The sequence below is a fragment of the Nocardioides sp. genome (assembly GCF_030149505.1).
Lineage (GTDB): Bacteria > Actinomycetota > Actinomycetes > Propionibacteriales > Nocardioidaceae > Nocardioides.
On sequence record NZ_JASBRN010000069.1, the window covers coordinates 20,992 to 33,836 of the forward strand.

A 12,845-nucleotide genomic window follows, 5' to 3' on the forward strand; every position below is an offset into this window, starting at 1 on the left:
GCCTGCTACAGCAGGACGAGGTCGTCGCGGTGCACGACCTCGCGCTCGTACGCCGCTCCCAGCTCCTGCTTGAGCTCGGCCGTCGAGCGGCCGACCAGCGCGGGGATCTCCTCGACGTCGAAGTTGACCAGGCCGCGGCCCACCACCGCGCCGTCGGGCCCGGCGAGGTCGACGGGGTCACCGGCGACGAAGCCGCCCGTGGCGCCGGTGAGACCGGCGGCCAGCAGCGAGGCACGGCGCTCGACGACCGCGCGGACGGCGCCGGCGTCGAGGTGCAGGGTGCCGCGGGACTCGGTGGCGTGCGCGAGCCACAGCAGCCGGGTGGGCCGCCGGCGACCGGTGACGTGGAACAGCGTCCCGACCGGCTCCCCCGCCAGCGCGCCGGCGGCGTGGTCGGCGGAGGTGAGCACGACAGGGATGCCGGCACCGGTCGCGATCCGGGCGGCCTCTACCTTGGTGACCATGCCGCCGGTGCCGACCGCGGAGCCCACCGACCCGATGGTGACCGCGGCCAGGTCGTCCTCGCCGCGGACGTCGGGGAGCAGCCGGGTGCCCTCGCGGCTCGGCGGGCCGTCGTAGAGCCCGTCGACGTCGGAGAGCAGCACCAGCAGGTCGGCGTGCACGAGGTGCGCGACCAGGGCGGCGAGGCGGTCGTTGTCGCCGAAGCGGATCTCGGAGGTGGCGACGGTGTCGTTCTCGTTGACGATCGGCAGGACGCCCAGCTCGAGGAGCGTGGCGAGGGTCTGGTGGGCGTTGCGGTAGTGCGCGCGCCGGGTGACGTCGTCCAGGGTCAGCAGCACCTGGCCGGCGATGACGCCGTGGCGGGCCAGCTCCTCGGTGTAGCGGTGCACGAGCAGCCCCTGGCCCACGGACGCCGCCGCCTGCTGGGCGGCCAGGCCGCGGGGCCGCTTGGCCAGGCCCAGCGGGGCCAGGCCCGCGGCGATCGCACCAGACGAGACCAGCACGACCTCGGTGCCGCGCTCGCGCGCGGCGGCGAGGACGTCGACGAGCGCGCGGACCCGGTCGGGGTCGATGCCGCCGGCCGGGGTCGTGAGGGAGGAGGAGCCGACCTTGACGACGACGCGGCGTGCGCCGGTCACCTCCGGCCGGGTGCCCTCCACGAGGGCGCTCACCCCCGGTCTGCCCCTGTGCCGGGGTCGTTCTCGGCCCAGTCGGGGTCGTCGGCGCTGCCGATCTCGTAGGACATCGGGCCCGCTGCGCCACCGCGACGCTCGGCGTCCAGGCGACGGGCGACGTCGGCCCGGGTCTCGTTCTCCCCGCGCTCGGGCATGGCGGCGTCGATGTCGCGACGGCGGCGCGAGGCGTCGCGGCGCTCGTCGAAGCGCTGGTCCTCGCCGCGCCGGCCGAGCATCTCCGCACCGGCCTCGATGCCGGGCTTGAAGTCGAAGACGACGGCGTTGTCGTCGCGGCCGATGAGGACGGTGTCGCCCTCGATCGCGCCGAGCTTGACGAGTCGGTCCTCGACCCCGAGCCGGTTGAGCCGGTCGGCGAGGAAGCCGACGGCCTCATCGTTGCTGAAGTCGGTCTGGCGCACCCACCGCTCGGGCTTGGTGCCCCGCACCCGCCAGCCGCGGTGGCCCGCCTCGACGGGGACGTCGTCGGCCTCGGTGACCGTGAAGTCGGCGCTGCCGTCGACGCCCGGCGGACGCAGGACGATCCGCTGCGGCGCCACGACCTCCTTGGCCGTGCGGGAGGCGGCCACGATCTCGGCCATCGCGAAGGTCAGCTCCTTGAGCCCGACCCCGGACGCAGCGGAGACCGGGATGACGCGCAAGCCACGGGCCCGGATGTCGTCGCCGGTGATGTCGGCGATGTCGCTGCCGTCGGGGACGTCGACCTTGTTGAGCGCGACCAGGCGGGGGCGGTCCTCGAGACCGCCGTACCTGCTGAGCTCGGCCTCGATGATGTCGAGGTCGTCGATCGGGTTGCGTCCCGGCTCGATCGTCGCGGTGTCGATGACGTGCACGATCGCCGCGCAGCGCTCGACGTGGCGCAGGAAGTCATGGCCCAGTCCGCGGCCCTCGCTGGCGCCCTCGATGAGCCCGGGGACGTCGGCGACCGTGAAGACGGTCTCGCCGGCGGTCACCACGCCGAGGTTCGGGACGAGGGTGGTGAAGGGGTAGTCGGCGATCTTGGGCCGGGCCCGGGAGATCGCGGCGATCAGGCTGGACTTGCCGGCGCTCGGGAAGCCGACCAGGCCGATGTCGGCGACGACCTTGAGCTCGAGGACGATCTCGAGCTCGTCGCCCGGCTCGCCGAGCAGCGCGAAGCCGGGGGCCTTGCGCTTGGCCGAGGCCAGGGCGGCGTTGCCGAGACCACCGCGGCCGCCCTCGGCGACCACGAGCTCGGTGCCCGGGCCGACCAGGTCGGCCAGGACGTTGCCCTGGCGGTCGGCGACGACCGTGCCGTCGGGCACCGGCAGGACCAGGTCGCTGCCGTGGGCGCCGTTCTTGTGGGCGCCGGCGCCGTGGCCGCCGTGCTCGGCACGGCGCTTGGGGCTGTGGTGGTAGTCCAGCAGGGTCGTCACCCCGGGGTCGACCCGGAGGATGACCGAGCCGCCCGGACCGCCGTTGCCCCCGTCGGGGCCGCCCAGCGGCTTGAACTTCTCGCGGTGCACGGACGCCACGCCGTTGCCGCCGCGGCCGGCGCTGACGTGCAGCGTCACGCGGTCGACGAAGGTCGGCAGGGCCATCAGGTGCTCCTCGGGTCTGTTCTGTTCTCCGGTGGGGAACGACGAAGGGCGCCCCGGATCGGGACGCCCTCGACGGGACCGGACGAGCCGGTCGGAAGTGCTAGCGCCCGGTCACTCGCCGGGCACGATGTTGACGACCTTGCGGCCGCGACGGGTGCCGAACTCCACGGCACCGGCCTGCAGCGCGAACAGGGTGTCGTCGCCGCCACGACCCACACCGGAACCCGGGTGGAAGTGGGTGCCACGCTGGCGGACGATGATCTCGCCGGCGTTGACCAGCTGACCGCCGAAGCGCTTGACGCCCAGGCGCTGGGCGTTGGAGTCGCGGCCGTTCTTGGTGGACGCCGCACCCTTCTTGTGTGCCATGAGGAGTTCCTTCGTGTCGTTGCTGCTGACTCGCCGGCCGGACGGGTCAGAGGGAGATGTCGGTGACCTTGACCTGGGTGTACTTCTGGCGGTGACCCTGGCGCTTCTTGTAGCCGGTCTTGTTCTTGTACTTCTGGATGACGATCTTCGGGCCCTTGGTGGCGCCGAGGACCTCGACGGTCACCGCGGCCTTGTCCAGGCCGGTCGAGGTGACCTTCTCGCCGTCGACGGCCATGACCACGGGGAGCGTCAGGGTCTCGCCGACGGGCGTGCCGACCTTGTCGATCTCGATGACGTCGCCCACGGCAACCTTCTGCTGGGTGGCGCCAGCGCGCACGATCGCGTACACCGCGGTCTCCTTCGTCGTCCTACGTCTGATGCTGCTGGGTCTGGTGCTTGTGCTGGTGGTGCTGCCTCCGGGGCTGCGGCACCTGCCCACGCCTGACCCTCCCGCTGGGAGGTCGGCGGCGACGGTGGCGCCACACGGAGAACGGCACGCTCGCGGGCGCACCGAACGATGATGCTACGCGCCCGCGGGGTGCCCCCGCAAAACGTCAGCGCTTGCGCGCACCCTTGCGCTTCACGGGCACGTGCTCCACGGTGCTCGCACTGCCACCGGTGTCGCTGCCGGTGTCGGTCCCGGCACCGCTGTCGGCGGTCCCCGGCTCGACCCGGCCGTCGCCGGCCGGCTCTCCCACACCGCCGGGCACGGACGCCTCGCCCATGCTCGGCACGCTCCCCTGCCGGGCCGGCCGGCTGGAGCGGGTGCGGGTCACGACCTTCGGGGCGGGCGTCGGGGCCGTCTGGGCCGTGGAGCTCGTGGCAGGTGCGGCGGTCTCCACCTTCTTCGGGTCCACGACCACGGCCGCTGCCTCGCCGGTCGTCAGCGGCGCCGTACGACGGGCGCTGCGGCGGGTCCGGGTGACGACGCCACTGCTGCCCGCGGGGGCTGCGGCGGGCGCCTCCGCTCGCTCCGGCGCCGGGGTCGGCTCCGGGGCGGGCTCGGTGTCCCGGGGCGCCTGCTGGACCGGCTGCTCGGCCGGCTGCTCGGCTGCCGGAGCCTCCTGCTGGGCCGGGGCGTCCGTGCGGCCGGACTGGCCCGAGCGGCCGCGCTGGGAGCGCGAGCGGGTGCTCACGCGGGGCGCGGCGGGCTCGCTCGGCTGGTCGGCCCGGGGCTGGTCGCTCTGGACCTGGTCGGTCGGAGCCGGGGCCTGGACCTGGTCGGTCCCGGCCTGGTCGGTCCGGGCCTGGTCAGCCGGGGGCTGCTCGGTCTGCGACGTCGCACCGTCGGCGGCCTCGGCCGCCTTCTCGGCGTCCTGGCGCTCCTGGCGGGCCATGGCGGCCACGTCCTTGGGCGAGGGCGCCGAGGGGGTGCCCGAGCCGCTGGAACCGCCCTGGTTGCCCTGGTTGCCCTGGTTGCCCTGGCCGCCGGAGCCCTCCGAGCCCTTGCCCCCGCGACCTCCGCGCGAGCGCTTGCTCCCGCCGCCGCGTCCGCCGCGGTCGTCGTCGGAGCCGCCACCGCGCGGCTCGACCGGGTGCTCGTGGATCACGAGGCCGCGACCCTGACAGGCCTGGCAGTTCTCGCTGAAGGCCTCCAGCAGGCCGGTGCCGATCCGCTTGCGGGTCATCTGCACCAGGCCGAGCGAGGTGACCTCGGCGACCTGGTGGCGGGTGCGGTCGCGGCCCAGGCACTCGACCAGGCGCCGCAGCACGAGGTCGCGGTTGGACTCCAGGACCATGTCGATGAAGTCGACGACGATGATGCCGCCGATGTCGCGCAGCCGGAGCTGGCGCACGATCTCCTCGGCCGCCTCGAGGTTGTTCTTGGTGACCGTCTCCTCCAGGTTGCCACCGGAGCCGGTGAACTTGCCGGTGTTGACGTCGACGACGGTCATCGCCTCGGTGCGGTCGATGACCAGCGAGCCGCCGGAGGGCAGCCAGACCTTGCGGTCGAGGCCCTTGGCGATCTGCTCGTCGACGCGGTACGCCGCGAAGACGTCCTTGCCGGCGTCGCGGCCCTCCGTGACGGGCTCGAAGCGCTCGAGCCGCTCGGCGAGGTCCGGGGCCACGTGGCTGACGTAGGACTCGACGGTCTCCCAGGCGTCCTCGCCCTGGATCACGAGCTTGGCGAAGTCCTCGGTGAACAGGTCGCGGACCACCTTGAGGGTCAGGTCCGGCTCGCCGTAGAGCAGCTGCGGGGCGCTGCCCTTGGACTTCTTCTCGATGTCCTCCCAGCGCGCCTTGAGCCGCTCGACGTCGGTGGTCAGCTCCTCCTCGCTGGCGCCCTCGGCCGCGGTCCGCACGATGACGCCGGCGGTGTCGGGGACGATCTCCTTGAGGAGGGCCTTGAGCCGGCTGCGCTCGGTGTCGGGCAGCTTGCGGGAGATGCCGGAGGTGGTGCCGTCCGGGACGTAGACCAGGAAGCGGCCGGCCAGGCTGATCTGGCTGGTCAGGCGGGCACCCTTGGCGCCGACCGGGTCCTTGGTGACCTGCACCAGGACCGGCTGGCCCGAGGAGAGCACCGACTCGATCTTGCGCGGCTGGCCCTCCTTGTGGCCCAGGGCGGACCAGTTGACCTCGCCGGCGTACAGGACGGCGTTGCGGCCCTTGCCGATGTCGATGAAGGCGGCCTCCATCGAGGGCAGGACGTTCTGCACGCGCCCGAGGTAGACGTTGCCGATGAGCGAGGTCTGGGACTCGCGCGCGACGTAGTGCTCCACGAGGACCTTGTCCTCGAGGACGGCGATCTGGGTGAGGTCCTCGCGCTCGCGGATGACCATGACCCGGTCGACCGACTCGCGGCGGGCCAGGAACTCGGCCTCGGAGACGATCGGCGCGCGGCGGCGACCGGCCTCGCGGCCCTCGCGGCGACGCTGCTTCTTGGCCTCCAGGCGCGTGGAGCCGCTCAGGGCGGTGATCTGGTCCTCGCCGGTGCGCGAGCTGCGCACGCGGGTGGTGGTGCCGGGCTCGTCGGCGGAGTCGTCCCCGCCCTCGCCGGAGCGGCGACGGCGACGCCGGCGGCGCGAGGAGCCGGAGCCCTCACCCTGCCCTGCCTGGGAGTCCTGCGAGTCCTGGTCGCCGTCGTCCTTCTCGTCCTTGTCGGCGTCGCCGCCCTCGGACGACGCGGCGCCGGCCTCGGCCTCGGCGCCTGCGGAGGAGCCGGTGCCCTCGGCACCGTCCTCGGAGTCGTCACCGGAGTCGGCGGAGCCGCCACCGGACCCGCCCGAGCCTCCGCGGCGACGGCGGCGGCCGCCGCGACGCCGGCGGCGGCGCGCGGGCGAGCCGTCGCCGGAGTCCTCGCCGTCCTCGTCGCCGTCCTCGTCGCCGGAGTCGTCGCCGGAGTCGTCGTCCGCGCCCTCGCTGGTGTCGGCGTCCTGGCCCTCGACGGCCTCGACCACGGGCGCATCGGTCGGGGCAGCGCCCTCGGCCGTGGCCTCGGCGTCCTCGTCCAGCTCCTCGTCGGCGGGCTCCTCGACAGGCGCGGACGCTGCCTTCTTGGCGGTGCTGCGGCGGCTCGTGGTCTTCTTCGCGACCGGGGCCTGGAAGAGCGGCACGGGAGCGCCCGCGGGGGCGCCTGTCTCGTCCTGCTCGGCGCCCTCGGAGGCCGCTTCGACCGGAGCCTCCGCAGGGGCCTCGGTCTTCTTGGCGGCGCTCTTGCGCGCGGTGGTCTTCTTCGCGGTCGACTTCTTGGCGGCCGCCTTCTTCGCGGGGGCGGCCTGGCCTGCCTCGACCGGCTCGGCCGGGGCGTCGACGGCGGAGACGCCCTCGCGCGTCTGGTCCTCGGCGGGGACCTCCGGGGCCGCGGCGGCCTTCTTCGTCGTGCGCTTGGCGGCGGCCTTCTTCGCCGGCGCCTTCTTGGCCGCCTTCTTCGCCGCGGGCGCGGTCGCGGCCGTGTCGTCGGCGCTGCCCGTCTCTGCGGCGTCGGTGCCGGCCTCGAGCGGCAGCGCCTCGTCGGCGGCGGCCTTGTCGGCCGTCTTCTTCGCGGAGGCCTTCTTCGCGGGTGTCTTCGTGGCCGCAGCCTTCTTGGCGGGGGCCTTCTTCGCCGTCTTGCGGGCGGCGGTCTTGCGGGCCGGGGTGGTGGGCTCCTCGGCCTGGCGACCCTCGGTCGCGGTGCCGCCGGCAGCGGCGGGGGTGCTCTCGGCGGCGGGGGTGGCCCCGCCCTGCTCGACGCCGGCCTGGTCCGGGGCGTTGTCCTGCGTGTCGTCCTGGGGCACGTGCTGCTCCTCGGCCCGGTCGCGAGGTGCGCAGCGTCCGGGCTGGTCGAACGTCCTGACCCCGCGGGGCCGGACGCAAGTCTGTCGTGTGGCGGCGACCCCCTCCGCGGGTGCGTCACCTCGGCCGGCCCTCGCCTGCCGCGGTCGCCTGCTCCGGGAGGATCGCTGTCACCGATCAGCCGGGCCGCGTCGCGGTCTGGCGACGACCTGTCCTCGGCGTGCCGGTCCTTGCGCGGGACCGGCGAGAACGTCGTCGTGTCCTGGACCACCCGGTCTGGCTCGTCGCGGCACTCGTGTCGCGGCGGGCTGGGCAGGTGGTCAGGGACCGTGGCGAGTATCGCACACGCGGGCCGGACGGGCCGGTTCGTCGGCGTGCGGGCCCCGCGTCGGGCGCGTCGTCCGCGAGCGGTGCGCCGGCAACCGGGTCCCAGGCCGGAAGGGTTCATCACCCACCGCCCCCGGACCACCAGGTCAGGCGAGCGGGTCGCCGACCTCGCCGGTCTCGGGGTCGAGCGGGCCCTGGGCGCGGCGGGTCAGCAGCGGGGCGCCGCCCGTCTCCAGGCCGGCGGTCTCGCGCAGGCCCCGGAGGACGTCGTCGGGGCGGACGGCCGGGGTGGTGGAGTGGCGCAGCACGAGGTCGAGCCGCGAGCCCTGCTCGTGCGGGGTGACGGCGAGCGAGACGACGGCGGCGCGGCAGTCGAACTCGCGCAGGCCCTTCTTGGTCATCCGCTCCACGAGCACGGCCTCCTGGGCGAGGAAGCCCTCGACGGCCGCGGCGGTGGTGTCGGGCGCGGTCGGGACGTCCAGGGTCCAGTGGCTGGCCTCGAGCCGGTCGGCCAGGGAGCCGCCCGGGGACTCGACGACCTGGAGCACGTCCAGCCCCGGGGGCAGGGCCTCCTCGAGCTCGGCGTGCACGCCGGCGGGGTCGACCACCTGGGCAAGGGCGATCTCGAGGTACTCCGCCTCGCTGGCCGACCCGGTCGGCGCGGCACCGGCGTAGGAGATGCGGGGGTGGGGGTTGAAGCCGCTGGAGTAGGCCATCGGGATCCGGGCGCGGAAGACGGCGCGCTCGAAGGCCCGGGAGAAGTCGCGGTGGCTGGTGAAGCGGAGCCGGCCGCGCTTGGCGTACCGGATCCTCAGGCGCTGGACCGGGGGGGCCTGCTGCTCGGGCTGCTCACGCACGGAGCACAGGGTAGGTGAGGTCACCGGGGTCGGTCCGCATCGCCGGCGAGGGGTAGACGGTGCCCACCCGCTCCCCCGCGAGCCAGGTCTGCAGCCGCCCGGCCTCGACCCGCAGCGCGGCACGCCCCTCGGCAGGGACGTCCTCGAGCAGCCGCACCTCGACCGCGTCGTCGGGGTCCTGCACCCAGCACCCCACGACCCGCCCGTCCCACCAGGCGGTCGTGCCGGCGTTGCCGTTGCGGTCGAAGAGCGCCGGCCCGTGCTCGCCGAGGTAGAAGTCGCGCTCCTTCCACCCCATCACCGTGGGGTCGAGCACCGGCAGCAGCGCCGCCCACGGCTCGACGGCCGGCTCGGGCTCCACGTCCTCGCCCAGCACGTACGCCGTCGCGCCGGTCTCGAGCGCCACCGCGACGGCCCCCACGTCGGCCAGGGCGCGGCGCACGGCCCCCTTGGTGGCGCCCAGCCACCAGACCAGGTCGGTCTCGGTCCCGGGGCCGAAGCGCTCCAGCCAGCGGCGTACGAGCGCGGCGTAGCCCGCCTCCGCGGTCAGCGGCTCCTCCACCAGTTCGAGCCAGGCCGCCGTCGTGGCCCAGCGCGGCCGAAAGACCCGCCAGTGCGAGGTGTTGGTGCCCCGGACCAGGCGCCCCTCGGCGCCGAGGACGGTGAGGAACCGACCCGGGCCGACCTGGGAGGAGGGCAGCTCGGCGCGCACGTCCATCGCCGGCACGACCGCGCGCAGCTCGGTGGTGGTGAGCCCCGCGGGCGCGGCGTCCAGGGCGGCGAGGATCTCCTCCCCCGCCTGCGCGAGCGCCGCGTGACCGTCGTCGGCCAGACCGGCGGCCACGAGGTCCTTGGCCAGCTTCGACCGCTCGGTCGCGGCCACCCGCGCGGCCGCGCTCCCCCAGGCCGCGGGCAGCAGGTCGCGCGGGAGCACGAACATCGTGCGCCGCATCGCCAGCTGCCGCACCAGCGACCGCTCGCCCTCCAGCGCGTGGTCCACCGCGGAGCGGGGCACCTCGGCACGGGCGTGCACCGCCAGGTGCACCGTCGCCGGCTCGGTCGCGTGCAGGGCGACCACGGACCGGGTCGCCTCGACCGGGTCGGCGACCCGGTACGACGGCGCGACGGCGTGCCGGCGGCCCAGCCGGGCCCGGCGCTCCTCGTCGCTCACCACGCGGGTCGTCACGAGGGGGATCCTGCCGCAGCGCACCGACACCCCACCCCCACGGTGGCTGGAGCGAGTGCGAGCATCGCGGGGTGAACCGGTCGCAGCTGCTCTTCTGGACCGGGCTGGTCCTGGTCTCGGTCAACCTGCGTCCGGCGGCGGTGAGCGTCGGGCCGGTGCTGGAGGAGGTGCGGGACGGGCTGGGGCTCTCGGACGCCCAGGCAGCCCTGCTGACCTCGCTCCCCGTCCTGGCCTTCGCCCTGGTCGGCGCGCTCGCGTCGGCAGCAGCCGCGCGCGCCGGCCTGCACCGGGTCACCCTCCTCGCACTGGTCGCGGTCACCGCCGGGCTGCTGCTGCGGGCCCTGACCGGCGACCCTCTCGCGTTCCTGGCGCTCTCCTTCCTGGCCGTCTCCGGCGCGGCGGTCGCCAACGTGCTGCTGCCCTCGCTGGTCAAGCGGCACCAGCCGGACCGGATCGGCGAGGCCACGTCGGTCTACTCCACGGTCCTGGCCGTCGGCCTGACGGCTGCCCTGGTGCTGACCGTGCCGCTGAGCCGGCTGCTGGGCGGCTCGGTCGACGAGGGCTGGCGCTGGGGCCTGGGCATCTGGACGGTCCTGGCCGCCGCGGCGCTCGTGCCCTGGCTGCTGATGAGCCGGCACGACCGGGTCGCGCAGGAGGAGGGTCCGCGCGTGGCGTTCTGGGCGGTGGCGCGCACCCCGCTGGGCATCGCGCTCGCGGCGTACTTCGGCCTGCAGTCGCTGCAGGCCTACGCGATCTTCGGCTGGTTCGCGCAGCTGTGGCGCGACAACGGCTACTCCGCGGGCACCGCCGGGCTGCTCGTCGGACTGCTCACCGGCGTGACGATCCCGCTGTCCTACGTGCTGCCGCGGGTGCTCGTGGCCAGCCCGCGGCCCGCGGTCGTGCTCCTCGCGGTCGTGGCCTGCTACCCCGTCGCGTACGTCGGGCTGCTCGTCGCCCCCGCCTCGCTGGCCGTGCTGTGGGCGCTCCTGACCGGTGCCGGCACCACGACCTTCCCGCTCATCCTGACCCTCATCGGGCTGCGCGCCCGCACCGCCGAGGGCACCGCCACCCTCTCGGCCTTCACCCAGTCCGCGGGCTACCTCCTGGCGGTGGTGGGGCCCTTCGTGGTCGGCCTGCTGTACGCCGCCACCGACGCGTGGACGCTGCCGCTGCTCTTCCTGCTGGTGCTCGTCGCACCGCTCGCGTGGCTCTCGGTCGTGCTCGCGCGGCCGGCCCACGTGGAGGACCAGCTGCGCGACCGCGCCCCGTCACCCCAGCACGGGTGACGGGGCGCGGCCCCTGCGGAGCAGCCTCCGGTCAGGAGGTGCTCAGCCCGTGGTCAGCGACGTGTCGTCGACGACGAAGCTGGTGCCGAGCGAGGAGTCCTCGGTGCCGAGGAACCGGACCGTGACGGTGCGACCGGTGAACGCCGACAGGTCGAGGGTCCGCGTGGTGTAGCCGCTGCCCTCGTCGAGGTTGGAGTAGGTCGCCAGCGTGCTGGTGCTGCCGCCCGAGACGACCTGCACCCGCAGGGTGTCGTAGGCCTGGCTGGTCGTGGTCTCGGCGCTGCTCACGTAGAGCTTGAAGGAGAGCGTGGCACGCGAGGCGGCCGGGATGGCGACCTGCTGGGTGACGTTGTCGGTGCGGGCGGTGCCGTAACCGTTGAGCCACGCCTTCCAGCTCCCGCTGGCGGCCGGGGCGCCGGCGTCGTTGGTGATGACGCCGGAGGTGGCGGTCCAGGAGACGGCGCCGGACTCGAAGCCGGGGTTGGCCAGCAGGTTGCCCGACGGGGCCGGGGGCTCGGTCGTCCCGCCGGTCACGAGAGAGGTGAGCAGGCGGTTGGGCGAGCCGGTGCCGGCGCTCGTCACCTTGCCGCTGGTCGTCGCACCGAGCACCGCCGAGGAGACGGTGCTCGGCGAGGCGCCGGGCGCTCCCTGGAGGTAGAGCGCCGCGACGCCGGCCACGTGTGGGGTGGCCATCGAGGTGCCGGAGATCGTGTTGGTGGCGCTGGTGCCGGTGTGCCAGGCCGAGGTGATGTCCGAGCCGGGGGCGAAGAGGTCGAGGCAGCTGCCGTAGTTGGAGAACGACGAGCGCGCGTCGGTGCGGGTGGTCGACCCGACGGTCAGCGCCGCGGCCACGCGCGAGGGCGAGCCGTTGCAGGCGTTGGTGTTCTCGTTGCCGGCGGCCACGGCGTAGGTGACGCCGTCGGCGATGGAGGTCGACACGGCCTGGTCCAGCGCGGAGGAGATCCCGCCGCCCAGGCTCATGTTGGCGACGGCCGGGGCACCTGCGGTGTGGTGGGAGGTCACCCAGTCGACGCCGGCGATGACGCCGGACGTCGAGCCGTTGCCCGTGCAGTCCAGCACGCGCACGGGGCGCAGGGTCACGGCCTTCGCGACGCCGTACGTCGAGCCGCCGACGGTGCCCGCGACGTGCGTGCCGTGGCCGTTGCAGTCGCTGGTGCCGCGGCCGTCGCTGATGGCGGTGTAGCCCGACTGCAGGCGCGAGCCGAACTGCGTGTGCCCGGCCAGGATGCCGGTGTCGATGATGTAGGCGGTGACGCCCTGGCCGGTGCGGTCGTAGGTGTAGGAGCCGTCCAGCGGGAGGTTGCGCTGGTCCACGCGGTCCAGGCCCCAGGTGGCGCCGGTCTGGGTGGCGTCGACGGACAGGGTCTGGTCGGCCTCGATGAACGCGACCCCGGGGCGCTTCGCGAGGGCCTCGACGGCGCGCTCGGGCAGCTGCGCCGAGAAGCCGCGCAGCGCGGTGCCGTAGGTCTCCAGGACCCGGCCGCCGTGGGCGCGGGCGGTCTCGCGGGCGTCGGCGTCGGCGCCGGCCGCGGCCCGCTCCTCCAAGACCACGATGTAGCGGCCCGGGACGGCGGCGGCGCGGTTCTCGCCGACGACCGGGGCCCGGTCGGAGCGGGCGTCGCCGGGGGCGGCCTGCGCGGGGGCGAGGCCGGTGACACCGGTCAGGCCGGCGAGGGCCACGGAGCTGGCCAGGGCGGCGGCCGAGGTGGCGGCCGAGGTGGCGCCTAGTCGGCGCAGGGCGCGCCTGCGGACAGGGGTGGACGTCATGGGTGGACTCCCGAGAAGTGGTGAGGACGCCGCGAGCGCGGCTCCCGGCCGGTCGGCACGGTGCGCAGGAACGTAGTGGCGTCGCGGGCCGTCCGGGGGCCGCGCGATGG

Annotated in this window: 9 protein-coding genes; 1 reads left to right on the plus strand and 8 read right to left on the minus strand. The window is 74.8% G+C overall.

The genetic code is table 11. The features are described 5' to 3' along the window. Positions 1 to 5 precede the first annotated feature (5 nt). The 7 genes from proB to Q1V71_RS15135 form a co-directional block, all read right to left on the minus strand. Positions 6 to 1,133 (minus strand): glutamate 5-kinase, encoded by a 1,128-nt coding sequence (gene proB / locus Q1V71_RS15105; protein ID WP_300644805.1) that lies wholly within the window; start codon positions 1,131 to 1,133, stop codon positions 6 to 8. Then, on the minus strand, positions 1,130 to 2,713 hold the full coding sequence (gene obgE / locus Q1V71_RS15110; RefSeq protein WP_300644806.1) for a GTPase ObgE: 1,584 nt from the start codon (positions 2,711 to 2,713) through the stop codon (positions 1,130 to 1,132). The genes proB and obgE overlap by 4 nt, the downstream gene beginning before the upstream one ends. Before the next feature lie 111 nt (positions 2,714 to 2,824). Beyond that, the gene (gene rpmA, locus Q1V71_RS15115) at positions 2,825 to 3,079 is read right to left on the minus strand and encodes a 50S ribosomal protein L27 (RefSeq protein ID WP_179531651.1); all 255 of its coding nucleotides are present in this window, start codon (positions 3,077 to 3,079) and stop codon (positions 2,825 to 2,827) included. Positions 3,080 to 3,125: 46 nt separating this feature from the next. Further along, entirely contained in the window at positions 3,126 to 3,428 is a 303-nt protein-coding gene (gene rplU, locus Q1V71_RS15120; RefSeq protein WP_300644808.1) for a 50S ribosomal protein L21, read from the minus strand. A gap of 205 nt (positions 3,429 to 3,633) precedes the next feature. After that, positions 3,634 to 7,293: an Rne/Rng family ribonuclease gene (locus Q1V71_RS15125; RefSeq protein ID WP_300644810.1), complete on the minus strand. Its 3,660-nt coding sequence runs from the start codon at positions 7,291 to 7,293 to the stop codon at positions 3,634 to 3,636. Positions 7,294 to 7,764: 471 nt separating this feature from the next. Beyond that, a complete protein-coding gene (locus tag Q1V71_RS15130) occupies positions 7,765 to 8,475 on the minus strand; it encodes a TIGR03936 family radical SAM-associated protein (RefSeq protein ID WP_300644812.1) in 711 nt (236 codons plus the stop codon). Next, positions 8,468 to 9,661, minus strand: a complete 1,194-nt coding sequence (locus tag Q1V71_RS15135) for a winged helix DNA-binding domain-containing protein (RefSeq protein WP_300644814.1) — start codon at positions 9,659 to 9,661, stop codon at positions 8,468 to 8,470. Before Q1V71_RS15135 ends, Q1V71_RS15130 begins: the two co-directional genes overlap by 8 nt. Positions 9,662 to 9,732: 71 nt before the next feature. On the opposite strand from Q1V71_RS15135, the gene Q1V71_RS15140 reads away from it, so the two are divergent. Beyond that, positions 9,733 to 10,947, plus strand: a complete 1,215-nt coding sequence (locus Q1V71_RS15140; protein ID WP_300644816.1) for an MFS transporter — start codon at positions 9,733 to 9,735, stop codon at positions 10,945 to 10,947. 42 nt (positions 10,948 to 10,989) lie between these two features. On the opposite strand, the gene Q1V71_RS15145 is transcribed toward Q1V71_RS15140, so the two are convergent. Then, positions 10,990 to 12,735 (minus strand): S8 family peptidase, encoded by a 1,746-nt coding sequence (locus Q1V71_RS15145; RefSeq protein WP_300644817.1) that lies wholly within the window; start codon positions 12,733 to 12,735, stop codon positions 10,990 to 10,992. Between the last annotated feature and the right edge of the window lie 110 nt (positions 12,736 to 12,845).

What these genes read in the sequence shown, in the direction of transcription:
- obgE (WP_300644806.1), bottom strand. Translation starts at nt 2,713, where the DNA reads ATGGCCCTGCCGACCTTCGTCGACCGCGTGACGCTGCACGTCAGCGCC.
- rpmA (WP_179531651.1), bottom strand. Translation starts at nt 3,079, where the DNA reads ATGGCACACAAGAAGGGTGCGGCGTCCACCAAGAACGGCCGCGACTCC.
- Q1V71_RS15145 (WP_300644817.1), bottom strand. Translation starts at nt 12,735, where the DNA reads ATGACGTCCACCCCTGTCCGCAGGCGCGCCCTGCGCCGACTAGGCGCC.